General features: G+C 65.3%; 29 protein-coding genes. 15 read left to right on the forward strand and 14 right to left on the reverse strand.

The annotated features are described in order from the left end of the window. Position 1: 1 nt before the first annotated feature. Together CAL22_RS08550 and CAL22_RS08555 are read right to left on the reverse strand one after the other, a co-directional pair. Positions 2–250, reverse strand: a complete 249-nt coding sequence (locus CAL22_RS08550) for a hypothetical protein (protein WP_094812212.1) — start codon at positions 248–250, stop codon at positions 2–4. Positions 251–364: 114 nt separating this feature from the next. Continuing rightward, entirely contained in the window at positions 365–643 is a 279-nt protein-coding gene (locus tag CAL22_RS08555; protein WP_094812214.1) for a hypothetical protein, read from the reverse strand. Between the two features lie 91 nt (positions 644–734). On the opposite strand from CAL22_RS08555, the gene CAL22_RS08560 reads away from it, so the two are divergent. After that, positions 735–1,187: a low affinity iron permease family protein gene (locus tag CAL22_RS08560; protein ID WP_094812216.1), complete on the forward strand. Its 453-nt coding sequence runs from the start codon at positions 735–737 to the stop codon at positions 1,185–1,187. Here CAL22_RS08560 and CAL22_RS08565 read toward each other — a convergent pair. Further along, positions 1,184–1,654 carry an Lrp/AsnC family transcriptional regulator gene (locus tag CAL22_RS08565; protein ID WP_094812218.1) on the reverse strand — a complete coding sequence of 157 codons (471 nt, stop codon included), beginning with the start codon at positions 1,652–1,654 and terminating at the stop codon, positions 1,184–1,186. The two genes, CAL22_RS08560 and CAL22_RS08565, sit on opposite strands and share 4 nt — an antisense overlap. A gap of 265 nt (positions 1,655–1,919) precedes the next feature. On the opposite strand from CAL22_RS08565, the gene CAL22_RS08570 reads away from it, so the two are divergent. Next, positions 1,920–2,513, forward strand: a complete 594-nt coding sequence (locus CAL22_RS08570) for a BPSL1445 family SYLF domain-containing lipoprotein (RefSeq protein ID WP_094812221.1) — start codon at positions 1,920–1,922, stop codon at positions 2,511–2,513. A 45-nt stretch (positions 2,514–2,558) separates the two neighbouring features. Beyond that, the gene (locus CAL22_RS08575; protein WP_094812223.1) at positions 2,559–2,843 is read left to right on the forward strand and encodes a CsbD family protein; all 285 of its coding nucleotides are present in this window, start codon (positions 2,559–2,561) and stop codon (positions 2,841–2,843) included. A gap of 61 nt (positions 2,844–2,904) precedes the next feature. Here CAL22_RS08575 and CAL22_RS08580 read toward each other — a convergent pair whose 3' ends face one another. Beyond that, complete coding sequence (locus CAL22_RS08580) at positions 2,905–3,087, reverse strand: hypothetical protein (RefSeq protein WP_094812225.1); 183 nt, start codon at positions 3,085–3,087, stop codon at positions 2,905–2,907. 458 nt (positions 3,088–3,545) lie between these two features. Between CAL22_RS08580 and CAL22_RS08585 the strand changes: the two genes are divergently transcribed. From CAL22_RS08585 to CAL22_RS21460, 4 genes are all read left to right on the forward strand, one after another. Further along, entirely contained in the window at positions 3,546–3,758 is a 213-nt protein-coding gene (locus CAL22_RS08585) for a hypothetical protein (RefSeq protein ID WP_244193819.1), read from the forward strand. A gap of 152 nt (positions 3,759–3,910) precedes the next feature. Continuing rightward, entirely contained in the window at positions 3,911–4,123 is a 213-nt protein-coding gene (locus tag CAL22_RS08590; RefSeq protein WP_094812229.1) for a hypothetical protein, read from the forward strand. A 130-nt stretch (positions 4,124–4,253) separates the two neighbouring features. After that, the gene (locus tag CAL22_RS08595) at positions 4,254–5,330 is read left to right on the forward strand and encodes an AGE family epimerase/isomerase (protein ID WP_094812231.1); all 1,077 of its coding nucleotides are present in this window, start codon (positions 4,254–4,256) and stop codon (positions 5,328–5,330) included. A 95-nt stretch (positions 5,331–5,425) separates the two neighbouring features. Continuing rightward, positions 5,426–5,641 (forward strand): hypothetical protein, encoded by a 216-nt coding sequence (locus CAL22_RS21460; RefSeq protein ID WP_094812233.1) that lies wholly within the window; start codon positions 5,426–5,428, stop codon positions 5,639–5,641. 6 nt (positions 5,642–5,647) lie between these two features. Here CAL22_RS21460 and CAL22_RS08605 read toward each other — a convergent pair whose 3' ends face one another. Together CAL22_RS08605 and CAL22_RS08610 are read right to left on the reverse strand one after the other, a co-directional pair. Further along, positions 5,648–6,013 (reverse strand): Rieske (2Fe-2S) protein, encoded by a 366-nt coding sequence (locus CAL22_RS08605; RefSeq protein ID WP_094812235.1) that lies wholly within the window; start codon positions 6,011–6,013, stop codon positions 5,648–5,650. Positions 6,014–6,066: 53 nt separating this feature from the next. Continuing rightward, entirely contained in the window at positions 6,067–7,866 is a 1,800-nt protein-coding gene (locus tag CAL22_RS08610; protein WP_094812237.1) for an ABCB family ABC transporter ATP-binding protein/permease, read from the reverse strand. Positions 7,867–8,013: 147 nt separating this feature from the next. On the opposite strand from CAL22_RS08610, the gene CAL22_RS08615 reads away from it, so the two are divergent. Together CAL22_RS08615 and CAL22_RS08620 are read left to right on the forward strand one after the other, a co-directional pair. Beyond that, a complete protein-coding gene (locus CAL22_RS08615) occupies positions 8,014–8,817 on the forward strand; it encodes an aldo/keto reductase (RefSeq protein WP_094812239.1) in 804 nt (267 codons plus the stop codon). 3 nt (positions 8,818–8,820) lie between these two features. Further along, positions 8,821–9,807 (forward strand): aldo/keto reductase, encoded by a 987-nt coding sequence (locus tag CAL22_RS08620; RefSeq protein ID WP_094812241.1) that lies wholly within the window; start codon positions 8,821–8,823, stop codon positions 9,805–9,807. Between the two features lie 54 nt (positions 9,808–9,861). Here CAL22_RS08620 and CAL22_RS08625 read toward each other — a convergent pair whose 3' ends face one another. Together CAL22_RS08625 and CAL22_RS08630 are read right to left on the reverse strand one after the other, a co-directional pair. Beyond that, complete coding sequence (locus tag CAL22_RS08625) at positions 9,862–10,056, reverse strand: hypothetical protein (protein ID WP_094812243.1); 195 nt, start codon at positions 10,054–10,056, stop codon at positions 9,862–9,864. Beyond that, entirely contained in the window at positions 10,053–11,228 is a 1,176-nt protein-coding gene (locus CAL22_RS08630; protein ID WP_094812245.1) for a PepSY-associated TM helix domain-containing protein, read from the reverse strand. Before CAL22_RS08630 ends, CAL22_RS08625 begins: the two co-directional genes overlap by 4 nt. A gap of 102 nt (positions 11,229–11,330) precedes the next feature. On the opposite strand from CAL22_RS08630, the gene CAL22_RS08635 reads away from it, so the two are divergent. Then, complete coding sequence (locus CAL22_RS08635; RefSeq protein ID WP_208621936.1) at positions 11,331–12,059, forward strand: metallophosphoesterase; 729 nt, start codon at positions 11,331–11,333, stop codon at positions 12,057–12,059. Here the strand turns inward: CAL22_RS08635 and CAL22_RS08640 are convergent. Further along, positions 12,054–14,585 carry a penicillin-binding protein 1A gene (locus CAL22_RS08640; protein WP_094812247.1) on the reverse strand — a complete coding sequence of 844 codons (2,532 nt, stop codon included), beginning with the start codon at positions 14,583–14,585 and terminating at the stop codon, positions 12,054–12,056. The genes CAL22_RS08635 and CAL22_RS08640 overlap by 6 nt on opposite strands. Before the next feature lie 171 nt (positions 14,586–14,756). Next, a complete protein-coding gene (locus tag CAL22_RS08645; RefSeq protein ID WP_094812249.1) occupies positions 14,757–16,673 on the reverse strand; it encodes a S9 family peptidase in 1,917 nt (638 codons plus the stop codon). 134 nt (positions 16,674–16,807) lie between these two features. Here CAL22_RS08645 and CAL22_RS08650 point away from each other — a divergent pair, with 134 nt between their 5' ends. Next, a complete protein-coding gene (locus CAL22_RS08650) occupies positions 16,808–17,254 on the forward strand; it encodes a BPTD_2524 family lipoprotein (RefSeq protein WP_094812251.1) in 447 nt (148 codons plus the stop codon). A gap of 24 nt (positions 17,255–17,278) precedes the next feature. Here CAL22_RS08650 and CAL22_RS08655 read toward each other — a convergent pair whose 3' ends face one another. Beyond that, on the reverse strand, positions 17,279–17,707 hold the full coding sequence (locus CAL22_RS08655; protein WP_094812253.1) for a PaaI family thioesterase: 429 nt from the start codon (positions 17,705–17,707) through the stop codon (positions 17,279–17,281). A 170-nt stretch (positions 17,708–17,877) separates the two neighbouring features. Between CAL22_RS08655 and dinB the strand changes: the two genes are divergently transcribed. Beyond that, the gene (dinB, locus tag CAL22_RS08660; protein ID WP_094812255.1) at positions 17,878–18,960 is read left to right on the forward strand and encodes a DNA polymerase IV; all 1,083 of its coding nucleotides are present in this window, start codon (positions 17,878–17,880) and stop codon (positions 18,958–18,960) included. A gap of 11 nt (positions 18,961–18,971) precedes the next feature. On the opposite strand, the gene CAL22_RS08665 is transcribed toward dinB, so the two are convergent. Further along, entirely contained in the window at positions 18,972–19,433 is a 462-nt protein-coding gene (locus CAL22_RS08665; RefSeq protein ID WP_094812257.1) for a GatB/YqeY domain-containing protein, read from the reverse strand. A gap of 139 nt (positions 19,434–19,572) precedes the next feature. Here CAL22_RS08665 and hmpA point away from each other — a divergent pair, with 139 nt between their 5' ends. From hmpA to CAL22_RS08680, 3 genes are all read left to right on the forward strand, one after another. Then, a complete protein-coding gene (gene hmpA / locus CAL22_RS08670; RefSeq protein ID WP_094812259.1) occupies positions 19,573–20,799 on the forward strand; it encodes an NO-inducible flavohemoprotein in 1,227 nt (408 codons plus the stop codon). A 21-nt stretch (positions 20,800–20,820) separates the two neighbouring features. Next, positions 20,821–21,258, forward strand: coding sequence for an Rrf2 family transcriptional regulator (locus tag CAL22_RS08675; protein ID WP_094812261.1), 438 nt, complete (start codon positions 20,821–20,823; stop codon positions 21,256–21,258). A gap of 119 nt (positions 21,259–21,377) precedes the next feature. Further along, entirely contained in the window at positions 21,378–22,625 is a 1,248-nt protein-coding gene (locus CAL22_RS08680) for a D-amino acid dehydrogenase (protein WP_094812263.1), read from the forward strand. A gap of 7 nt (positions 22,626–22,632) precedes the next feature. Here the strand turns inward: CAL22_RS08680 and CAL22_RS08685 are convergent, their stop codons facing one another. Beyond that, positions 22,633–23,466, reverse strand: a complete 834-nt coding sequence (locus CAL22_RS08685; protein WP_094812265.1) for a 3-keto-5-aminohexanoate cleavage protein — start codon at positions 23,464–23,466, stop codon at positions 22,633–22,635. After that, positions 23,463–24,428: a 3-hydroxyacyl-CoA dehydrogenase family protein gene (locus CAL22_RS08690; RefSeq protein WP_094812267.1), complete on the reverse strand. Its 966-nt coding sequence runs from the start codon at positions 24,426–24,428 to the stop codon at positions 23,463–23,465. Before CAL22_RS08690 ends, CAL22_RS08685 begins: the two co-directional genes overlap by 4 nt. Positions 24,429–24,456: the final 28 nt, after the last annotated feature.

The following is a 24,456-nucleotide window of genomic DNA, read 5'->3' on the forward strand; positions in this document are numbered from 1 at the left end:
CCTAGCCCGGGTCGCGGTTGATGCCCTGCCAATGGCTCGCGCCAGGCAGGTAGAGGGGCAGCCCTTCGTGGCTGGCCAGCGCGGCGCGGGCCTCTTCCGCCGAGAACGGCAGGCCGAATTCGCGCGAAAGCTGGGCCAATGCTTCGGCGGCGGTGGTGATCCCCCAGCGTTCCAGGGGCTGCAGACGCGCCGCCACGGCCGGATCCGTATCGGAAAGATGCAACAAGCGCAGTACGTTTGCCTTGCTCATATCGTCCCCTGAGGTGTTGGGCGGCGTGCGGCCCGGATCACGCGCCAGGCGCCGCCAGCTAGTGTGATCCTACCCCGAAACCCCGCCGCCCGGCAGCCGGATTTGCGCCTGGAGTCAGGCCGCGGGCGTCTTCAGGGGCGGATGACCGGCGGCCTCCAGGTAGGCATTGACGGCCAGCGTCAACTGGCCCAGCGCCTGCCCGGTCAGGGGGCGGTCGGCACGCGGCTCGACCAGCCCACGGGCAATTTTCTCGAAGGCCGCGCCAAAGCGCGCGCGCGTGGGCTCGTCCTGAGCTTCGATCAGGCAGTGCAGGGCGGATTCAGCCGTGGCGGTCTTGGCGGCCAGTTCCTGGATGGCTTGGGCGAAGGCGACGAGAACTTCCTGGTTTTCCATGGTGTTTCCTGATGCAAAACGCCAGTGTAGGCGATTGCCTGGCGCAGGGCGCTGCGCTATGGTCGGTGAGCCGAGACCCCGGAGATCCGCCATGCCGCATTCCCCTTCCAGGCAAGCCAGCACACCTTCGGCCTCGCGCGGCCCGTCGCGTGTGGCCAGCGCTTTCGATCATTTCGCCCGTTTCGCCACGCGCTGGGCGGGCAGCTCGCTGGCCTTCGCCACGGCCCTGGCGCTGGTGCTGGGCTGGGCGGTGAGCGGGCCTGTTTTCGGCTATTCGCAAACCTGGCAACTGGTCATCAACACCGGTACGACCATCATTACCTTCCTGATGGTTTTTCTGATTCAGCAGAGCCAGAACAAGGATAGCCAGGCCGTTCACCTGAAGCTCGACGAACTGCTGCTGGCGCTCAAGGGCGCCGACGACGGTCTGGTCGATGCCGAAGATCTCGACGAAGCGCAACTGCGCGAACTGGCGGATCACTATGCGGCGGTGGCCAAGCACCTGCAGGGGCGCTTGAGCCGCCTCGATGCGGGCAGCGCCTAGCGCAGCGGGACGGCCGTGGTGTAGAGCACCTGTTTGAGCGCGAAACTGGAGCGGATACTGGCTACGCCGGGAATGCGCGTGATGCGCTCGACGATGAGCCGCTCGAGGGCGTCGACATCCTCGACCAGGGCGCGCACCAGATAATCCGCGTCGCCGGACATGAGATAGCACTCCATGATTTCGGGCAGGACGGCGATTTCGCGCTCAAACACATCGAGCGCCGCCTTGCGCTGCTTATCCAGCGAGATCTGGATGAACACATTGACTTTCAAGCCCAGCTTGCGCGCGTTGAGCAGCGTCACACGGCGATCGATCAGGCCTTCGGTTTCCAGGCGGCGCACCCGCGCCAGACAGGGCGACGGGGAGAGGTTCACGCGCTGGGCCAGCTCGACATTGGATAGCCGGGCGTCGCGCTGCAGTTCGTTGAGAATGCGGATATCGGTGGCATCGAGATCGGATGCTGGCATGAGTGAATTGCCTTGCCGGAAAGCGCCATGCGGCTGTGCTGCCATGCTAGCGGATTGCGGTGATTTGCGGCAGTGGCCGGGCGGGCCGGGGCCTGCGGGCCTACCTGCGGCGTGCAATGCTGACAATACCTTACCAATGCAGGGCTGAAAGCACTTGAAGTTTCGTTCAGTAACATTTTTGGGGCGATCTGTCGCCAAATTGTTGCGATGCGTTGGTCTGGCTTTGCTAAGCTGAATACGACCTCAACCACGGAAGGAGGGTCCCATGTTTAATGCCTATACTCGTACCCGGCGCGCGGGAATGGCCGCAGCAGCCGTTGCTTTGGCAGGACTGGTTTTCACGGGTTGCACCACCACCAAGGCGCAGGACAGCGGCACCGCTTCCAGCCAGCGCCAGGAAATCAATTCGGGTGCCGATAACGCGCTGTCGCGCCTGAATCAAGCTTCGCCCGACGCGGCGGCCCTGATTCAGAAGGCCAAGGGCGTGCTGGTATTCCCGTCGGTGGTCAGCGCCAGCTTCATCGTTGGCGCGCAATACGGCAAGGGCGTGCTGCGCGTCGGCGGCAAGGACGTCGGCTACTACAGCACCACCGCCGGTTCGGTCGGTTTCCAGGCTGGCGCGCAATCCAAGGCTGTCATTCTGCTGTTCATGACCCAAGAATCGCTGGATAAATTCCGCAACAGCAATGGCTGGACGGCTGGCGTGGATGCCTCGGTGGCGGTGGCCAATATCGGCGCCAATGGCCGTATTGACACCATTTCGGCACAGAAACCGGTGGTCGGCTTCATTCTGACCAACACGGGTCTGATGGCGGGCGTTTCGCTTGAGGGTGCCAAGATCAACAAGCTGGATCTCTAAGGTAGGCGCGCCGCCGTGAGGCGGCGCTATCAAAGGAGCTGCAATATGTCGATCGATACAGTGACAGGTAAGGCCAAGGAACTGGCGGGCCGAGGTGAAGAGGCCGCCGGTGAAGTGTTCGAGGACGCCAAGCTGCGCGCGCGCGGGCTGGCGCGCCAGATGGAAGGCAAGGTGCAAGGCGCCATGGGCTCGGCGGCGGATAGCATCGATGACGTTGCCGACACCGTGCAGTCGCTGGTGCGCCGTCATCCGGTGGGTTCGCTGGTGGCCGTCGGTGTGGCCGCGTATCTGCTGGGCCGTGTCGCGGGCGCCATCCGCCGCCGCCATTGATCAGCGGTTCTGGCCACAAAAAAAGATCCCGGTATTTACCGGGATCTTTTTTATTGCCGCTTTACTCCCATGAAGAGACGAGCAGAAAGCCCAGCGGAATAATGAGAAGAAACGCATACGTCGATCCGGCCAGGGCGGCTGACATCTTGGCCGCGATTTCCGTCCCGGCGGATTGCCAGGTTTTCACCGCCAGTGCAGCGATGGCCAGGATCACCAACAACGAACAGACTGCTACATAGGTCATGTTGCCTCCGTCACACCCCCGGGGGGTACAACGGCGTCGCGGGGGTCGCAACGCCTTGTTCATGCTGTGGTAAATGCATTTTGCGCCCCTGACTTGGAAAGTATCCTAGGGTTTTCCTGGGGCGTTTTCGCGCGGCCGCAACGCCGTTGCGCTGCCGCATGCGTGTGGGTTGCAACGCGTCAATGTCAGGGGGACGGTTGCCTGGCCCGGGAAGACCGTGGCATAGCCGGCTCAGACCTGCCCATCGCGGGCCGAATTGGTGCGCTGCACTCGTGCATTGCGCAAATATTGCGCAATGTAGCAAGGGGTACGGCCGTGTTGCGAGACGGCCTCGCCGGCGGTTGCACGGCCCGTTTGCGTGTCATCACCACGCCAAGTGCAGGGAAATGTGTTTCAGCCCCCCGCAAGGCGGCGGAAGCGGGCATGATATGTTCTGCGCTTTTCGTTTCGAGGTTCAGATGGCACGGCACGCGTTTCAACAAGGGGAGTTGGCCTATTGGCTGCAAATCATCGCCGAACAGGGCGACGCGGCGCAGGTGCCTGAGAACTTTGCCGAGGCGTTGTTGACGCTGCGCTGTGTCGAGCGCGGCCGTGAGGGCCAGCTGGTGATCACGGAGAAAGGCAAGCTGGCGCTCCACATGGAAGGGCCGGGAGCGATTCATCGCGCTTAAGGGGTATTGCGGAACACACTGTTGCGCAATCGGCTCGCCGGCCGGTTGAACTTGCAAGCATTGGGACAGTCCAAGTAGTACAGGCGGGAGTTTTCCGCCCTCCAACAAGACGGTCATCCGGCCGACTTGAAGCTAACTGGGAGGACGCCATTATGCAGCTTCGCGACCAGGAAGTACTGATAGACCTGTCTACGGCCGCCATGGATACAGGCGGCTATGGGGTATTGCTTACCGTGACGGCCGAAGGCGGCACCGAGATAGACGCCGCGTTTTCTTACCTGGGCCCGTGCACGTCACTGGATGAAGCACGCGATAGAGCGGAGTCTTTCGCGCAGGATTGGCTGAGCGAAAACATATATCGTTAATCTTCCCAACCCTCAACGACGCCAAGGGCCGGCCACATACCGTGGACCGGCCCGCGTCGCTTCTGGGGATCGCTGCTGGACTTGGGTTATTCTGCTGGTCGGCCGCGACGCACTCTTTTTGCCAGCAAGCATGTCTCACTCTGATCTCGCCGATATTCAATCCCTTTTGCGCCAGCACTATAGCGATGTCGTGCTGCCCCTGTGGCTGAACGCGGGTTTCAATCCCGCCCTCGGCTTGCCCTACGAAGCGGTGGACGACACCAGTTCGCGCCCTTTGCCGGTGGCGCGATACCGGGCCATGGCCTGTGCGCGGCAGATCTTCATCTACGCCCGCGCGCCGCAGGGTCAGGAGCATGCGGGCCGTTTGTTCGACACCTTGCAGCGGGTGTTCCGCAATCCGGCCGGCGGCTGGTTCTACAGCGTGGACGCCGCGGGGCAGCCCCTGGATGACACGCAGGATCTCTACACGCATGCCTTCATCGTGCTGGCCTGCGCCGTGTATTTCGAGCGCACCCGGCGCAGCGACGCCCACAAGCTGCTGCTGGCCACGGTGCGCGATATCGAAAGCCGTTTCCGCGACGCGCAGGGGTGTTACATCGCCGCACGGGCAGCAGATGGCACGCTCCTGCGCGGCCGCGAGCAGAATCCCGTCATGCATTTGACCGAGGCCTATCTGGCGGCGGCGGCATTGGCCGAACCCGCCTGGTTCGCGCAACGGCTGCGCGAACTCGCGCAGCAGGTGTTCGATGTTTACGTCGATGCCGGCAGCCATTGCATTCTCGAGCTTGCCCGTGGCGAGGCGAACAACCGCATCGAACCGGGTCATCAGTTCGAGTGGTACGCCCTGTTGGCCAGCGCGCCCGAGGTGTTTGCCGGGTTGGAGCTGGCCGCGGTGGTGCCGCGCGCCGCTGCCTGGGCCGAGGCCCGGGGCGTGGCGGCGCAGACGTGTGGCGTGAGCGCGGCGCTGGCGCTGGATGGCAGCATCATCGATGACCAGCAGCGTATCTGGGCGCAGACCGAGTACGCGCGCTATCTGGCGCTGGTGGCCAGCCCGCAGCGGCTGCGGCAATTGCAGGCCTTGCGCGGGCGGTTTCTGCACGCCGGCGGCTGGCACGAAGTGTTGGGCCCGGAGGGCGAGGTCCTGCGGCGCGACATGCCGGGCACGACGCCTTATCACCTGTTTACCGGCTACGTCAGCGTCGATTGAGTCCCTCCGGTACAGGCCAGGCGCAGGCCTCTGTTACTGGAAAGCTCGTGTTGTGGCTATCCCTTACAATTTGGTAATTATTGAAGAGGGAAGCCATGAGCGTGATGTGTCCTGCGTGTCAGTCGATTCAACCGGGGCTTTCTGGTGTGATACCGCACCAGCAGTTGGGTCATCAGGGGTATACGCAAGCAACGCAGCGAGGGCGGGAGACCCATCGCGAAGATCATTTCCGTTGCATTGAGTGCGACGCCAAGTGGCTGCGCGAGACGGACAGGTGGGGCGTGGATCTGGGGTTTCGCCTGGCGCCCTGAGCCCTTTCATAGCGGCTGGATCTTGCCCGCCGGCAGCCAGTAGACCGCGCCGTCGCGTTCCTCGACCATCAGGGCGGTCAGGCGGCTGTTTCTGCCTGCGCCGCCGGCGCATACGCCGGTGTCCGGTTGAAACGTGGCCCCGTGCCGCGCGCACATGAGCAGATCGCCCGCGCGCGTGAAAAAACTGTTTTCCCAGTCCATCTCGACGCCGACATGCGTGCAGCGGTTGAGATAGCCATAGACCTTGTCCTGATAGCGGACAAAAAAGACGGTGGTCTGGCCCGCGCCGTCGGTAACGGGCAGTTTGACCCCTGGCCCGCCATTGACCAGGGATTGCGCGTCGCATACGCGCACGGCGGTCGGTTCAGACATACCGGCATTCCATAAGTGGGCAGGCGCCCATTTTGCCACGCGCAGGGACGGTTTCAGACCGCAATGGGAGCGCCGGATTCCTGCTGCCGGGCCCACAGGCTGGCATAAACCCCCTTGCGTGCCAGCAGGTCAGCGTGACGGCCCCGTTCCACCACCCGGCCCTCGCCCAGTACGATGATGTCGTCGGCATCGGCAACCGTGGACAGGCGGTGGGCGATGATGAGTGTGCTGCGCCCCTGGCTGACCTCGCGCAGATTGTCCTGGATCTCGCGCTCGGTGTGCGAGTCCAGCGCGCTGGTGGCCTCGTCGAAAAGAAAGATGCAGGGATTCTTGAGGATGGTGCGGGCGATCGCCACGCGCTGCTTCTCGCCGCCGGACAGCTTCAGCCCACGCTCGCCGACGACGGTGTCATAGCCCTCCGGCATGCCCATGACGAGGTCGTGGATATGCGCCAGGCGGGCGGCTTGATGCACCTGGGCTTCGCTGGCTTCGGGGCGGCCGTAAGCGATGTTGTAGCGGATCGTGTCGTTAAAGAGCACGGTGTCCTGAGGCACGACGCCGATGGCAGCGCGCAGGCTGGTCTGGCGGACCGTGCGGATGTCCTGCCCGTCGATCAGGATGGCGCCCTGTTTGACGTCGTAGAAGCGAAACAGCAGCCGCGCGAGGGTGGACTTGCCCGCGCCCGAGCTGCCCACCACGGCGACGGTCTTGCCCGCCGGGACCGTGAAACTCACGCCTTTGAGAATGGGGCGGCGCTCGTCATAGCCAAAACCCACATCGCGGAATTCGATCGTGCCGCCCTGCAGCCGCAGGTCGGGCGCGGCGGGTTGATCGGCCACTTCGCGGTCCTGGCCCAGCAATTCGAACATGCGCTCCATATCGATGAGCGCCTGCTTGATCTCGCGGTAGATGAAACCGAAGAAACTCAGCGGGTCATAGAGCTGCAGCAGATAGGTATTGACCAGCACGAAGTCGCCCAGCGTGTAGCGGCCCTGGGCGATGCCTTGAGCCGCCATCCACATCACCACGGTCAGGCCGGCCGAGATGATGAGCGCCTGGCCGATGTTCAGGATGGACAGGCTGACCTGGCTGCGCACGGCGGCGCGCTCGTAGCTGCGCAAGGACGCGTCGTAGCGCCGCGCTTCGTGCTCTTCATTGCCGAAGTACTTGACCGTTTCATAGTTCAGCAGGCTTTCGACCGCCTTGGTGTTGGCCTGAGAGTCTGTTTCGTTCATCTCGCGCCGGAACTTGGCGCGCCACTCCGTGACGATGAGGGTGTAGGCCAGATACAGCGTGACCGTCAGGCCCGTGGCCAGCGCCAGCCAGCCGTCGAACATCTTCCAGAGCACCACGCACACCAGGCCGATCTCGAAGAACGTCGGCAGTACGTTGAACAGCAGAAAGGTCAGCAGGGTCTGGATGCCTTTGGTGCCGCGCTCGATGGCGCGCGTCAGCCCGCCTGTCTGGCGTTCGAGGTGAAAACGCAGCGCCAGTCCGTGCAAGTGCCGGAAGATCTGCAGACCCACGGCGCGGATGGCGTGCTGCGCCACGCGCGCGAAGATCGCATCGCGCAACTCCGAGAACAGCAGCGACAGCACGCGCGCGGCGCCATAGGCCAGGATCAGCCCGACCGGCACGACCAGCTTGCCCGGCGTGCCCTGGCCCAGCGCGTCGATGGCCTGCTTGTACAGAATGGGTACGTAGACGAGCGCGGCCTTGGCGATGATGAGGCTGAGCACGGCCAGCACGACGCGCGCTTTCAGGCCCGGACGGCCAGGCGGCCACAGATAGGGCAGCAGCGTGCGGATCGTGGCCAGGCTACCACGCGGCATAGGGGAAAGAGGGGCGGACATTGTGGGGCGGGGGCGCGGCATTCAGGGCCGCCGGCTAGGGGAGATGTCCGAATTATCCCCTACGCAGCTATGATGGTCCTCGACACCGTCGCCAACGGAGGAGGCGGGACGATACCGGGAGGTTGTATGGCAACACGCGTTCCTGTCATGCCTTTGAACGATGGCAACGCCATGCCCCAGCTTGGGTTTGGCGTCTGGCAAGTCCCCAATGACGAGGCCGCCGCGGCGGTCACGGCGGCCTTGCAGGCAGGCTACCGATCGATCGACACCGCGGCCATTTACGGCAACGAGGTCGCCGTCGGCCAGGCCATCAGCGCCGCCGGCGGCGCACGCGATACGCTGTTCGTGACCACCAAGCTTTGGAATGACCGCCACCAGCACGCTCGGGCGGCACTGGAAGACAGCCTGGCCAAGCTGGGTCTGGCCTATGTGGATCTCTATCTCATTCATTGGCCCATCGCGGGCAGTTCGTCTTTCCTGGACGCCTGGCGCACGATGATAGCGCTGCGCGAGGCCGGCCTGACGCGGTCGATCGGCGTGTCCAATTTCACGCGGGAAAACCTGACGCTGCTGATGGAGTCGACCGGCGTGATTCCTGCGGTCAACCAGATCGAACTGCATCCGGGGTTCGCGCAGCGCGAGTTGCGGGCCTTCCATGCCGATCATGGCATTGCCACCGAGTCCTGGAGCCCCTTGGGTCAGGGCGGCGCCTTGCATGACGCCACCCTCAGCGCGATCGCGCATCGTTTGGGAAAAACGGCGGCACAGGTGATTCTGCGCTGGCATCTGCAAAGCGGCCTGATCGTGATCCCCAAGTCGGTGACGCCCTCGCGCATCAAGGCCAATATCGAGGTGTTCGATTTCGAACTCAGCAGTGAAGACATGCAGGCCATCGACGGCCTGTCCAATGGCAAACGGCTGGGCCCCGACCCGGCTGTCTATAAGGGTTGAGACATGCAATACGTGAAATTGGGCAATACCGGCGTGAAGGTCTCGCGGCTGTGCCTGGGCTGCATGACCTACGGCGATCCGCAGCGGGGCAAGCACGCCTGGACGCTGGATGAGGCGCAAAGCCGGCCGCTGCTGCGCCAGGCGCTGGACATGGGCATCAATTTTTTCGATACGGCCAACAGCTATTCGGATGGCTCCAGCGAAGAAATCGTCGGGCGTGCCTTGTGCGATTTCGTCAAGCGCGAGGACGTCGTCATCGCCACCAAAGTGTATTTTCCCGTCGGTGGGCATCGCGGCGGCTTGTCGCGCAAGGCCATCATGCGCGAGATTGATGCCAGCCTGGCGCGGCTGGGCACGGACTACGTGGATCTCTATCAGATCCACCGCTGGGACTATGCGACGCCCATCGAGGAAACCCTGGACGCGCTCAACGATGTCGTCCGCGCGGGCAAGGCCTTGTACATCGGCGCTTCGTCCATGCATGCCTGGCAATTTGCCCGGGCCCTGTTTCTGTCGGAGCAAAAAGGCTGGGCGCGCTTTGTGACCATGCAGAACCACTACAACCTGATGTACCGCGAAGAAGAGCGCGAGATGCTGGGTTTGTGCGCGGACCAGAAGATAGGCGTGCTGCCCTGGAGCCCCTTGGCGCGGGGCAAACTCACCCGGGATTGGGATGAGAGCAGCCAGCGGGCCGAGAGCGACGAGGTGCTGCAAAATATTTACCGTGCCACCGCCGAGTCGGACCGCCTGGTGGTGCAGGCGGTGGCGGATGTGGCGGCCGCGCGCGGCGTGCCGCGGGCGCAGGTCGCGCTGGCCTGGCTGCTGCATCAGCCGGGCGTGACCGCGCCCATCATCGGCGCCAGCCGGGCGGGCCATCTGCAGGATGCGCAGGCGGCCTTGGCGTTGAAGCTGGACGCGGCGGAAATCGAGCGTCTGGAGTCGGCCTATGTGCCGCATCCGGTGGCGGGCTTTACCGAGGCACGGCGCTGACCCGCGCCAGACGAACAAGCCCGCATGCGCGGGCTTGTTCGTTGAGAGGGCGCGCTAGGCGCGGGCTTTTTTGTCTTGCGGCCGCAGCCAGTACCAGCCGATGACCAGCAGGGGCCAGGTCAAGGCGGCCCAGGAGGCCCAGTGCCACAGGCCCGTGCCCAGCAGGGCGGCCAGCAGACCGAAAACCGCCAGCAGGCCGAGGTAGATGGGCGCGCCCCAAACGAACCAGAATTGTTGGCGGGGTGTCATGCGGGTTTTCCTTGCGGCGCGGCGGCCTGCTGATGTTTGCGTACGAGTTCGGCCACGCGCGCGTCGGTCGTTTTGCGGCGCGCGATCCAGAGATAGAGGCCGCTGGCCAGCACCACGATGGTGATGAGGTCCAGGATGGCCCAGATGATTTTCAAGGGCAGGCCGCCATAGTCGCCGAAATGCAGGGGCCGGGAGACCTCCAGCGCCGTCAGGTACCACGGCATTTGCGCCACCTTGGCCAGCTCGCCGGTGGTGCCGTCGATCAGCACCGGGGTGTGCAGTTTGGAGGTCAGCGGCGTGTCGCCCCGCATCCAGACCGTGAAGTGCTGCGGACTGCCGTAAAGATTGCCGGGATAGGCCATGGAGGTGATCTTGGTGCCAGGCAGCGCCGCCAGCGCGTTGTCGGCCACGAGCTGGGGCGAAGCCAGCTGCTTGGGCACAGGCTTGCCTTGGTAGGGTTCCAGCAGGGCGGTCAGTTCGGTGGCTTGCCAGAGACGGAACAGGGGCGTGGACAGTTCATTGATGACGCCGGTCAGCCCGACGACAAACGCCCAGACCAGGGTGACCACGCCGAGCAGATTGTGCAGGTCCAGCCATTTGATGCGGGTCGAACGGCCGGCGCGCACCGTGCCGAATTCGAGCTTCTTCATGAAGGGGCCGTACAGCACGATGCCCGAGATGATGGCCACGCAGAACAGCAGGCCCATGAAGCCGAGAAAGAGTTCACCCGCCAGGCCGGCATACAGATCCATGTGCAGGGCCAGCATGATGCCCATGAAGGAAAAACGGTCGGCACTGTAGAGCGGGCCATCGTGCAGTAGTTCGGCGCTGCGCACGTCCACGCGCACGGCATGCCCGCGCTCGGTGGACTTGGCCTGGTCGGGCGTCATGCCGACATAGGCCTGGGGTTCGTCCGGATCCAGATAGAGATAATCGATCAGCTCATCGGGATACTGCGCGCGGGCGGTCGCGGCGATCTTGTCCAGGCTGGCCATGGGCGTGTCGGCCGGCATCTCGACGATGGGCTTGCCTTCGTCGAACAGATGCTCGATCTCCTCATGAAAGATGAGGGGCAGCCCGGTCACACAGATGATGAACAGGAAGAGGGTGCAGACCAGGCTGGTCCATTTATGGATCAGGTACCAGGTCTTGATTTTTGCGGCGGCGAGCATGGCGCGAGCAGAAATTCCGAAAGATAATCAGGAATAATAGTTATTTGCAGGATCATAGTTCAAGATTTCCGCCCTGGGCAGGGCAATGGTTTAATTCCCTTCATGCTTGCCAGTCATCTTCCCGACGCCAGCGGGATTCTTCAGCTGGGCCCCAACCCCCGGGGCCGGGATCTCGCCGTGGGCGATATCCACGGCCATTTCGACCGCCTGCAGCAGGCGCTGGATGCTTTCGGCTTCGACCCGGCTCGCGACCGGCTTTTTTCCGTGGGCGACATGATCGATCGCGGGCCGGACAGCGAGGCGGCCGCCGATTGGCTGGACCAACCCTGGTTTTTCGCGGTGCAGGGCAATCATGAGGATATGGCCGTGCGGCATGTCCGCAACGGGCAGGTCGATGTCGACAACTGGCGCCGATACGGGGGCGGATGGTTCCTGGATCTGCCCGCGCAGCGCCAGCGGGTGCTGGCGGCGCGCTATGAGGCGCTGCCCGTGGTGATCGCGCTGCAGACGGCGCAGGGCGTGGTGGGCCTGTTGCATGCGGACAGCCCGGTGCGCGATTGGTCGCGCCTGGCCGAGGCGATGCGGGACCATCGCCGGCGTTCACGCGCCCGGGCGCAGTGGTCGCGGGACCGGCTGAGCCAGGCAGATGCCGGCGGCGTGGCCAATGTCCGCGCGGTCGTGGCCGGGCATACGCCCGTGCCCGAGCCGGTCATCCTGGGCAATGTCTATCACATCGACACCGGCGGCTGGCAGGATGGCGGTTATTTCACCTTGCTGGAGCTGGGCAGCCTGAGCCTCTGGCCCAGGCCGGCGCGCGCAACCCCGCTATAAAGGGCGCGCGGCGATGGCGCCCGGCGCCGTGACCGCGCCCAGGTTGCCCGCCGAAGCGGCGGCCGGGCCGGCCTGCGAGGTCGAATGGACGGCCGGGGGCGCGGCCGGCACCGGGATGCTCAGGGGGGGCGCGGACTGGCCCGGCTGGCGCACGCGCGTGTCGCTATCGTCGGCGGGGCGATAGTTGTTCAGGAAATCGGACAACGCATCCCCGGTGCTGAGATCCAGCGCCGCAACGGCCTGCCCGGGCGGAAACTCGCTGAAGTAGTAGTTGCCGTTATCGGCGATCAGGCCTTGCGGCCGGGGCGGGCGAGGGGTCTCGGCCACGCCCTTGAGCATGGGGCTGGCGTAGTCCAGCCAGGTGGTCAGCGCCAGGCCGCTGCCGAACTCATTGCTGCCCAGACTGCGCGGCTGGTCAAAGCCCATCCAGACCGTGGTGACCATATCGCGGTTGTAGCCGGAGAACCAGACGTCGACCGAGCCATTGGTGGTGCCCGTCTTGCCGGCGAGGTCGTTGCGCTTGAGCGTGCGATAAACCCGTGCCGCCGTGCCCTTGACCGTGGTGTCGTGCATGATGTCGTCCATGACCCAGGCGGTGCGCGGATCGATGGCGCGCACGGCCTCGTCGCCGGCGACGTCCGGTTTGGCCTGCATCAGCACCTTGCCCGAACGGTCGGTGACACGATCGATCAGAAAAGGCGTGAGCCGGTAGCCGCCATTGGCAAAGACGCTGTAGGCATTGGCCACTTGCAGGGGGGTGGCCGCGCCCGCGCCCAAAGCGATGGGCAGCACGGCGGGCCAGCGGTCGCGATCGAAACCGAATCGGGTCAGATAGTCTTGCCCATACTGCGGCGTGATGGCCTGCAGCAGCCGGATCGACACCATGTTCTTGGATCGGTAGAGCCCTTCGCGCAAGGTCAGCATGGGTTCGTACTGATTGTTGTCGTTCTTGGGCTGCCAATCGCGCGATCCGGTCTGCGCGGCCGTCATCATGAACGGCTGATCGGAAATCTGCGTGCCCGGCGTGAAACCGCGTTCCAGCGCGGCGGCGTAGATGAAGGGCTTGATGGTCGAACCGGGCTGGCGCCAGGCCTGGGTGACGCGGTTGAATGCGCCCCGGAAATAATCGAAGCCGCCCACCATGGCGCGGATGGCGCCATCCTGGGGCCGCAACGACACCAGGGCCGCCTGCAGCGCGGGCATGTTGATGATCTCCCAGCCGTCGTCATTTTTGTGCAGATACACGACCGAGCCGCGCTGCAGGCGCAGGTCGGCGGCGGCCTTGGGGTTGAGGGCGCGCGCCACGACGGCCAGCGCCTTTTTGTCGTTGACGGTGACGATATCGTTGCTGCTGCGCGCAACCTTCACTTCCGTGGGGCTGGCCGCCAGCACCACGCCGGCGTACAGGCCGTCGCTGTCGGGATGTTCTTCCTGGACGCCGTCGAGCAATTCATCGAAGGCCTGGGCGTCGCCTTCGATGCCATCGGGCAGATCGACCTGGCCTTCCGGGCCGGGGTAGGGCGCGCGGCGGGTGTAATCGAGCACGCCGTCACGCACGGCGCGGTAGGCTGCCTGCTGGGCTTTGGAGTCGATGGTGGTGTAGACGTCGATGCCCCGCGTGTAGGCGTCTTCCTTGTAGACCCCATACATCAATTGACGGGCCAGTTCGGCGGGGTATTCACCGCGTACCGCGTAGCCGTGCGAGGCGCCGCCTTCGGCGCCGCGCACGGAGATCTTCTCGGCACGCGCGGCCGCGACCTGTTCGGGCGTGAGAAAGCCCAGCGCCTGCATGCGGCCCAGCACATACCCTTGCCGCGCCTTGGCGCGATCGAAGTTCGACAAAGGGTTGGAGCGCGAGGGGGCTTTCGGGATACCGGCCAGCATGGCGGCTTCGGCCGGCGTGACATCCGCCAGGGCCTTGCCGAAATACGTGCGCGCCGCGGCGGCAAAACCATACGCGCGATGCCCCAGGTAGATCTGGTTCATGTAGAGCTCGAGGATCTGGTCCTTGGTGAGCTCAGACTCGATCTTGTAGGTGAGCAGCAGTTCGTAGAACTTGCGGGAATAGGTTTTTTCGGACGACAGATAAAAATTGCGCGCCACCTGCATGGTGATGGTGCTGGCGCCCTGCGTCTTGGACATCTTGACCAGATTGGTCAGGCCCGCGCGCAATACGCCCGTCCAGTCTATGCCGCTGTGTTCATAGAAGCGGTCGTCCTCGGCGGCCAGCACCGCATGGCGCATGACTTCCGGAATCTCGTCAAAGCGCAGCACATTGCGGTGTTCTTCACCGAATTCGCCGATGAGCACTTTGTCGGCCGTGTAGACGCGCAGCGGCACGCGCGGACGGTAATCCGTCATGGCGTGCAGTTCCGGCAGGCTGGGCCAGGCCATGGCCAGGGCCAGCCCCAGGACGATGAGGCCGGATAGCGCCAAGCCGCCGGCGGCGATGCCGGCTTGTATGAGGAGACGTCGTTTGCCGCCGGCCTTGGCCGGGCGGTCCTGGGATTGCGGTGCGTGATTCATCGGAGCCGATTCTAGGGCAGAACCGCATAGACCAGCCCGAGGGGCCAAAGGTTTCCGTAACCAAACATGGCGGCCAGGCGGACGGCCGCGGGGGCTGGCGCAGAGCTGAAAAAAAGGGACGCGGCCTTACCGGCAGCGTCCCGCGAGTGTAACGCCGGCGCGCCGGCCGGATCAGGGCTTGAGGTGATCGACGAAGAATTTTTCCATTGCCGAATAGAACTCGAACTTGTCCTCTTCGTTGTGGAAACCGTGGCCTTCGTTGTCCTTGACCATGTATTCGACCTCCACGCCCCGGTCGCGCAGCGCCTGGACGACCTGATCGCTTTCGGCCTTGTTCACGCGCGGATCCTTGGCGCCCTGAGCGATGAACAAGGGTGTTTTGATGCGGTCGACATGCAGGGCCGGGGACGTGGCCGTCAGACGCGCTTTGTCACGCACCGGGTCGCCCACCATGTCCTGCATCTTTTCGAGCATGGGTTTCCAGTAGGGCGGAATCGTCTGCATGAAGGTGAACAGGTTGGAGACCCCCACATAATCGACCGCGGCGGCATACAGATCCGGCGTGAAGGTGATGCCGGCCAGGGTGGCGTAGCCGCCATAGCTGCCGCCATAGATACCGATGCGCTTGGGGTCGGCGATGCCCTGGTCGATCAACCACTTCACGCCGTCCGTGATGTCATCCTGCATGGCCAGGCCCCATTGCCCGAAGCTGGCTTCCCAGAACTGGCGGCCGTAGCCGGTCGAGCCGCGGAAGTTCATCTGCAGGATGCAGAAGCCCCGGTTGGCCAGGAACTGGACTTCGGGGTTGTAGCCCCAGCCGTCGCGCGCCCAGGGACCGCCGTGGGGATTGACGATGCAAGCCAGGTTTTTGGGGTCGCGCCCTTTGGGCAGCGTCAGATACCCGTGGATGGTCAGGCCGTCGCGCGAGGTGTACTGAATCGGCTTGACGATGGCCATGTCGGCCTCCGGCAGCGCAGGGTTGATGACGGCCAGCTCATGCAGTTTGTCGTGGGTCGCGTCGTAGAGATAACGCACGCCCGGCGTACGGTCGTTGTAGGCCGCGACGATGAAGGTGTCTTCGGCGAGATTCCAGCTTTGCAGCGCGAACTCGTAGCCCGGCAGGTGCTGCTTGAGCTTGTCGAACAGCTTGCGGGTGTCTTCATCGAAGAAACGGTACTGCGGCTTGTCGGTCTGATAGGCCGCCAGCGTCAGCACTTTGCGCTTGCGCGAAAAACCGGCCGCGTCCAGATCCACCGTGTCGGCTTCGAAGATCTTTTCTTCGGCATCGGGGCTGGCCGGGTCGATCACGACCAGGGCCAGGCGGTCGCGGCCGCGATTGGACAGCGCGTAAAGTTTCTTGTCGTCGAAGGTGAAGAACGACGGGCTGACGCTGGTGCGGTAGTCGGTCGTGATGATAGGGCGGAACGGCGATTGTTCGTCGTCGCGATAGAGCAGGGTGGTGTTCAGGCCATCGCTGGTGACGGCCGCGCGCACCCGGCCGTGATGGTCGGTCTGCCAGCCCACGACGTTGCCGGGGTTCTCGGCCACGCGCGTGGCCTGGCCGGTGTGTACGTTGACGCGGTAGACGTCGAAGATCTGCGGATCGCGCTGGTTGTGCGAAATCAGGATGTGATCCGGATCGTCGGGCAAGTCATCCTCGATGCCGGCGCGCACGCCCTCGAAGGGCGTGAGGTCGGTGACCTTGCCATTATTGATATCCACGGCCACGACATGGAAGTTCTCGTCGCCGCCGAAATCCTTCTGGTAGAGGACGGTGTGCGACCCTTTCCAGAAGAAATTGCTGATGTCGCGCGCGCTTTCGCTGGTGAGTTTGCGCGCCTGGCCCTGCGGTTGGCCATCGGCCAGCGGTTGCACATAGATATTCATGCGCGGCGGGCTGCCGTCGATGCTCACCGGCTGCATGAAGCCCAGGGTCTTGCCGTCGTCGGCCAGGCGGAAAAAGCCCTTGTCCGGGTTGCGGAAGAAATCCTTGAGGGGATATTGGCGCGGGGGCTGCTGCGCCGCGGCGCCCAGGCTGGCGCCGATCAGGCCGGCGGCCAGGAGGGTGCGGGAGAGAATTTTGAGCAAGATGACCTCCGGAATGCGGGCGCGGCATCCGCTGCGAAACGCCGCGCCTGGAGCCTTCGATCATGCCACAGGCCTCGGGCAGGTGTCGAACCGGCGCGAATGCGGGATAATCCCGCGCAGTCTATGGAGGAATCATGTACAAAGCCATCCCTCTTGCCGCAGCGGTCCTGGCCCTGGCCGGGTGCGCGGTCGGGTCCGGGCCCAACGGCGGCGCGCTGTCGGAAGAAATGCAGGCCCAAGTGCCGGTCAAGGCCGCCTATGAGGCCGCCGTGGCCCAGGCCGAGCGTTGCCTGGTCGGCCAGGGCGGCTACCGGGTCGATGGCCGGCTCGACGAGCGGTCGGCCACCCTGCGCGTGCTCACGCCGTTTGGCGATAACGAGATGACGCGCGTGGAAATCCAATCCACGGGGCCGGCCTCCTCGGCCGTACACATCAATATGTGGGGGCGCAGCATCTGGAACACCGATGCGATGCGCGCCATGAAGGAAGCCATCACCTTTGGCGTGCCTTCGTGCGTGGCCTACATGCCCGGCGATCCGCAGACCAAGGAAGAGGTCTGGAAGCGGCCGCAGCCGCGCTGAACGCGCGGCCCGGCCGCATTGGACTCAATCGCTGCCGGGCCGCTGGGCGACCAGCTTGAAGGTCGCCGAGGCCTTGGCCACCAGTTGATCCTTCTCGTCGCGGATCTCGCCTTCGCAGAAGGCGATGGAGCTGCCCTTGCGCAGGCAGCGCGCCTCGACCACCAGATCGCCCATCCCCGGCGCGAGGAAGCTCGTGGTCATGTCGATGGTGGCCATGCCGATGTTGGCCTGATGGCCGCGCGCCGCGGCGCTCAAGGTGAAATCCAGCACACTCATCATCGTGCCGCCATGGACATGGCCGCGGCTGTTGGTCAGTTCGCGCCGCCAGGGCAGGCGGCAGCGGGCCACGCCGTCCGTGATGGATTCGGGAATCAACCCGAGGTAGTCCATGAGGGGAATCTCCAGGCCGAAGTAATCCGTGGGCGCGCGTGCTGTTGTGTTCTGTTGCGTCATGGGTAGCTGAGGGCCCGTCGGGCCAGGGATGCCGAGAAACCTCGCACTGTAGCGCGAAACCCCGCCTGGCCCCAGGCTGCTGTCCCCAGGGTGGTCAGTCTCGGTCATAATAGCGCTACCGTATATTTATCCAGTAGTTCGGGCGGGCCGGCAACGGGCCGCCGCAGGTGATGACCGACCCGACCCGCAAAATCGTGCATATCGACATGGACGCCTTTTATGCGTCTGTCGAGCAACGCGACCGGCCCGAGTTGAAGGGGCTGCCGGTCATCGTGGCCTGGACTGGCGCGCGCTCCGTCGTCTGTGCCGCCTCCTATGAGGCCCGGCCTTTCGGCGTGCACTCCGCCATGGCGGTGTCGCGCGCGCAGCGGCTGTGCCCGGATGCCGTCTACGTGCCGCCGGACTTCAATCGCTATCGGGCCGTGTCCAGGCAGGTGCGCGAGATCTTCGCCCGCCATACCGACCTGATCGAACCGCTGTCGCTGGACGAAGCCTATCTGGATGTCACGGTCAACAAGCAGGGCCTGCCGTCGGCGACGGCCGTGGCCGAAGTCATCCGCAGCCAGATCCGCCAGGAAACCGGCCTGACCGCGTCAGCGGGCGTGGCGCCCAACAAGTTTCTGGCCAAGATCGCCTCCGACTGGAACAAGCCGGACGGCCTGTTCGTGGTGCGTCCCTCCAGGGTGCTGGCCTTTCTCGAACCCTTGCCGGTGCGCAAGGTGCCGGGCGTGGGCAAGGTCACCCAGGCGCGTCTGCAGGCCCTGGGCATCGAGACGGTGGGCGAGCTGGCCACCCATGGCCTGGCCGAACTCGAACATCATTTCGGGCGCTATGGCCGGCGGCTCTACGAGCTGGCGCGCGGCCTGGACGAGCGTGAGGTGCAGCCCGATCAACCTTTGCAGCAGGTGTCGGCCGAGACCACCTTCGAGCGTGATCTGCTCTTGCCGCAATTGGACGAGACGCTGGAGCGCCTGGCGCTGCGTGTCTGGGAGCAGGCGCGCAAGAAGGGGCAGTTGGGGCGTACCGTGGTCCTCAAGCTCAAGACCGATCGCTTTCGCATCCTGACCCGCAGCCAGACGCTATTGCAGCCGCCGTCCTCGGCGCAGGCATTGGCCGCCATCGCGCGGCTGCTGTGCGACCGCGTCGAGCTGCCCGCCCACACGCGCTATCGGCTGGCGGGCGTGGGCATGAGCAATTTCGCGGATCCGCTGGACAGCGCGCGCCAGCCAGACCTGTTCGGCGGCGCTTTCTAGCGGAACGCCGCTCAGGCCAGGCGCGCCTTGATCTGTTGCGAGATCAAGGACATGTCGGCGCGGCCGGCCAGGGCCGGCTTGACGATGGCCATGATCTTGCCCATGGCCGCCGGGCCGGTGACACCCTGAGCCTGCACTTCGGCAACCGCGGCGGCCACCACGGCTTCGACCTCATCGGCGCTGGCGGCCTGCGGAAGAAACTCCTGCAGCACGAGGACTTCGGCTTTTTCCTGGTCAGCAGTTTCGCTGCGGCCAGCCGACTCGAACGCGGCAATGGATTCCCGGCGCTGCTTGACTTGCTTCTCGATGATGGCGGTGATCTCGGCGTCGCTGACGTCGCGGCGCTCATCGACTTCCTTCTGCTTGATGGCCGCCAGCAGAAAGCGCAGGGTGCCCAGGCGGGCGCTGTCTTTGTCGCGCATCGCCTGCTTCATGGCGTCGGAGAGAGTGGTCTTGAGCGTGGTGGTGCTCATGGCGGAATCCTTGAGGGTTGCTGCAAAGCCCGTGTTTTAACCGCGCCCGCGCCCAGGCCGCAAGTTGAGGCCGCTTTTAAAAGATGTAGAATAAATACATGTTTAAGCCAGCCACGCTGGTATTCCCGAGGAGCAAGCTATGTTGAGCGTCACCGTCCGTGAACTGGTCAAGTCCACGGCCCCTGTCCTGAAAACCCATGGCGAAGCGTTGACGCGCCATTTCTACGCCCGCATGTTCGAGGGCAATCCGGAACTCAAACAGGTCTTCAACCAGGGGCATCAGCAAAGCGGTCAGCAGCAGCAGGCGCTGGCCCTGGCGGTGGCGGCCTACGCCGAGCACATCGACGATCCTTCCGTGCTTGGGCCGGTGCTCGAGCGCATCGCCCACAAGCATGTCAGCCTGGGCATACGTCCCGAGCATTACGCCATCGTCGGCAAGCATCTGCTGGCGTCGATCCGCGAGGTGTTGGGCGAGGCCGCCAGCGAGGCCTTGATCCACGCCTGGGCGGCCGCCTACGGCCAGTTGGCCGATGTGCTGATCGCGCTCGAGTCGCAGCTGTACGCCGCTTCGGCCGCCAAAGCGGGCGGCTGGACGGGCTGGCGCGGCTTCAAGGTGGTGGGCAAAGTCCCCGAAAGCGCGGAGATCACGTCGTTCTATCTGCGGCCTGCCGATGGCGGGCCGCTGCCGGATTTTCTGCCGGGCCAGTATCTGTCGGTGCGCTTGTATATCCCGGAGCTGGGCTTGATGCAGCCGCGCCAATACAGCCTGTCGGATGCGCCCGGCAAGCGCAGCCTGCGCATCTCGGTCAAGCGTGAGGCGGCCGGCAGCGGGCCAGCCGGGCGCGTGTCCAACCGCCTGCACGACGACATCCAGGAAGGCGACGTGCTGGATGTCGCCCCGCCCCAGGGCGATTTCGTGCTCGATGTCGAGGCGGGCACGCCGGTCGTGATGGTGTCGGCGGGCGTGGGCATCACGCCCATGATGGCCATGCTCAACACGCTGCTGCAACGCCAGCAGGAGGGCGGGCCGGCGCGCGAATTGCGGTTTATCCACGCCTGCCGCAGTGCGGCGGTGCACGCCATGCGCGATGAGGTGGCGCAGGCCGCCGGTCGCCATGCCAATGTGCGGCGCCACGTCTTCTACGAGCAGGTGGGCGAGCGCGATCGCCTGGGAGTGGACTACGACCATGCGGGCCGTGTGGATTGGCAGCGCATCGCGCACGACGCGGTGTTGCCCGAGGCCGATTACTATCTCTGTGGCCCGCTGCCTTTCATGCGGGCGCAACACGAAGCGCTGAGCGCGCTGGGCGTACCGGCCGGGCGCATCCACGCCGAGGCTTTCGGCACCGGCGGCCCGGGCTGTTAGCACTGACTCTTCCCCTACGCCATGCAACTGACCCGTTTCTCCGATTTTGGCCTGCGCGTCCTGATGTATCTGACGCAATGCCGGGCGCGCGCCCAACCCGTGACCATCCCGGAGATCGCCGAGCGCTTCGCCATCTCGCGCAACCATCTGGTGAAAGTGGTGCATTTCATGTCGCAACAGGGGTGGGTGGCCGCCACGCGCGGCAAGGGCGGCGGCCTGGCGCTGGCCCGGCCCGCGCAGACCTACCGCCTGGGGCAATTGTTGCGGGTGTTGGAGCACCAGGCCGGGCTGGTGGATTGCGGTGATCCGCCCTGTGCGCTGCAGGGCGCATGCCGCCTGGCGGGGGTGCTGAACGACAGCCTGCAGATCTTCTACGAGAGCCTGGACCGCCATACCCTGGCCGATCTGGTGGCGCCGCCTACGGGGGCGGCCATCATCCGATTGCATCGCGCCGCCTGAGCGCTGCCGGCCGGGCCGACCAAACCTTTGGTTATGGCTGCCCGCCGCATAGGCATTTGCCGCCGGCCTGGCAGCCTTGCAGAATCGAGCGTTGTCTTTCTTTTCCGGGTTGCGGGCGTATGCGCGTATGTGTGATTGGTGCCGGGGTCATCGGTGTGACGACGGCCTATTTTCTGGCGCGCGAAGGCCATGAGGTGGTGCTGGTCGACAGCCAGGCCCAGCCGGCCGAGGTGTCCAGCTACGCCAACGGCGGGCAACTGAGCTATAGCTATGTCGCGCCCCTGGCCGGCCCCGGGGTGCTGCCCAGCGTGCCGGGTTGGCTGCTACGCGCCGACTCGCCGCTGCGCTTTGTGCCGCGCCTGGATCCGCATCAATGGCGTTGGTGCCTGCAGTTCGCGCTGGCCTGCAATGCCGCGACAGCGCGCCGCTCCACCGCGCAACTGCAAAGCCTGTCCTACCTCAGCCGTGACGTCCTGCATCGTCTGCTGGCGCAGGAATCGCTGGCATTCGGCCATTTGCGTAATGGCAAGCTGATTGCCTACCGCAGCGCCGAGCTGCTGGACAAAGCGCGCAAGCTGGCGGCCTATCAGGCCAGCCTGGGCGCCGAGCAGCAGGTGCTGGATGCCGCGGCCACCCTGGCCTTGGAGCCGGCGCTGGCGGGCATGGGATCCAGCCTGGCGGGCGCCATCTATACCCCGAGCGAAGAGGCGGGAGACTGCCATCAATTCACGCTGGCGCTCTACGAGCGGTTGCAAGCGCATGGCAACGCGCAATGTCTGATGAACACCCGGGTCCGCAGCCTGTGGACCGAAGGCCGGCGCGTGGTGGCGGTGCGGACCGAGCAAGGCGATATCGGGGCCGACGCGGTGGTGTTGGCCACGGGGGTAGGCACCCGGGATCTGCTGCGGCCGCTGGGGCAGGATGTGCCGCTCTACCCCTTGAAGGGCTACAGCCTGACCCTGCCATTGACGCCCGGCGATACGAGCGCACCGGCGATCAGCGTGACCGATTACGAGCGCCGTATTGTCTATGCCCGCCTGGGCTCGACCTTGCGGGTGGCCGCCATGGTGGACATCGGCAGCCACGACCGCGGCATCGATCCTGACCGTATCGCGCTGCTCAAGCAGCAGGTTGCCCAGGCCTTTCCGGCGCTGGACTTGAGCCAGGCGCGGGCCTGGGCCGGATTACGGCCGGCCACGCCGACCGGCAAGCCCCTGATCGGGCGTACGCGCGTGGCCGATAACCTGTGGCTCAACATCGGCCAGGGGGCGTTGGGCTTTACGCTGGCCTGCGGCAGCGCGGCGTTGCTGGGCACCTTGATGAACGGCATGGCGCCGCCCATCGACCCGCTGCCGTTCCAGCCTTGATGCGCGCTTACCCCAGCGCGCCGTAGATGGCGCGCGCCTGGGCGGCGTTGGCCAGCGGCCGGCCCAGCACCCGTGCGCCTTCGGCGGCCTGGCGCACCAGCGCGCTGTTGCCGGGCGCGACGCGGCCGTCGCTGAGCAGCAGATTGTTTTCAAATCCCACGCGCATATGCCCGCCCAGGGCCGCGGCCGTCGTGACGCAGGCATTTTCCTGGCGGCCGAAGGCGCAGATGGCCCAGGGCAAGGTCTGGCCGCTGATCTGCAGGAAAGGCAGCAGATCCTGCGGCGAGGACTGCTGGCCGGCCACGTAGCGGCCCAGCACGTAGAGCAGGGCCCAGCAGCCTTGCGGCACCAGGCCGCGGGCGCGGAAATCCTGCCAGCGAGCCAGATCCTCGGCGCTATAGAGGATGATCTGCGTCATGATGCGTTCGGCGGCGATCCAGGCGAAGAAGGCCGCCAGCTCATGCTCGCTGATGTCGGGCACCGCGATCTCGCGCAGCCCGATGGAAACCGCCTGCGGCTTGAGTTCGCGCACCATGGCCATCTGCTGCCCGGCCTGGTAGACGCCGGCCGCTTCGCTGGTGACCTGCACCAGCATCTCGCGGCCCACGGCGCGCTCGACCGCGGCCAGGGCATCGCGATAGGCCTGCACATCGAGCGAGTGCTTGCCTTCGGGCGTGCGTACATGCATGTGCATCATGGCCGCGCCGGCGTCCAGGCAGGCGCGCGCCTCGGCGGCCAGCGCGTCCGGCGTCATGGGCACGGCCGGGTGGTCCTGCGCCGTTTTGTAGGCACCGTTGGGCGCCACGGTAATGATCAGGGGTGAATCGGCCAGCAGTGTCACGGTTCGATCTCCGGGAGTTCGTTCGACAGCAGTTCCAGTCCGGCGCGCAACAGCGTGTCGTAGCGTTGGCGCTCGGCGGCGATGGCCTCCGGTGTCCAGGTGTAAAAGCCCGCGCCGGCCTTCATTCCGTGGCGGCCGTCGGCCGCGCGCTCGGTCAGGCAGCGCGCCGGCTGCGCGTCGTTGCAGAACGTGGGATACATGGTGGCGCCCGCGGCGGCGTGCACGTCGATGCCGGCATGGTCGCGTTGCATGACGGGGCCGGCGGCCAGAAAGCGGAAGCCAAAGCCAAAGCGTACCGCGTTGTCGACGTCCTCGGGCGAGGCGATGCCCTGGTCGATGAGGGCGAAGGCCTCGCGCGACAGCGCATGTTGCAGGCGGTTGGCCAGAAAACCCGGCAGATCGCGGGCCACGCGCACCGGCACCATGCCGCAGCGCCGCATGAAAGCAAACAGGGCGTCGGCGGCGGCCGCGTCGCTGGCCTCGCACAACACGACTTCGACCAAGGGCACCAGATGCGCGGGCATGAAGAAATGCAAGCCCAGCATGCGCCCGCGTGTGCGCAGTCCCGCGCCGATGGCGCTGATCGGAAAGCTCGAGCTGTTGCTGGCCAGGATGGTGTGCGCATCGGCGAGCGCTTCGAGTTCGGCAAACAGCGCCTGCTTGAGCGCCAGCCGCTCGGGAATGCACTCGATGACCAGGCCCACGCTGCGCCAATCGACGTCAGTCAGGGCGGGCACGACCGATACCGGTCCGGTCTGCGCCGCGCCCGGCAGGGCGGCGAGATTTTGCTGCACACGGCCGGGCAGGGCGGCGGCGCGGCCGGCGTCGGGTTCGATGACGGTGCATCGGCATTGGGCGCGGGCCAGCACCACGGCCACGTCGGCGCCCATGGTGCCGCCGCCGACCACGACGACATGCGAAGTGGCGGGACGCGCCAGGGCGGAATAAAGGCTTGCATTCATGCTGCGGACTTCCGGGTTGGGATGTCAG

It is taken from the genome of Bordetella genomosp. 12, assembly GCF_002261355.1.
In the GTDB taxonomy this organism is placed as follows: Bacteria; Pseudomonadota; Gammaproteobacteria; order Burkholderiales; family Burkholderiaceae_B; genus Bordetella.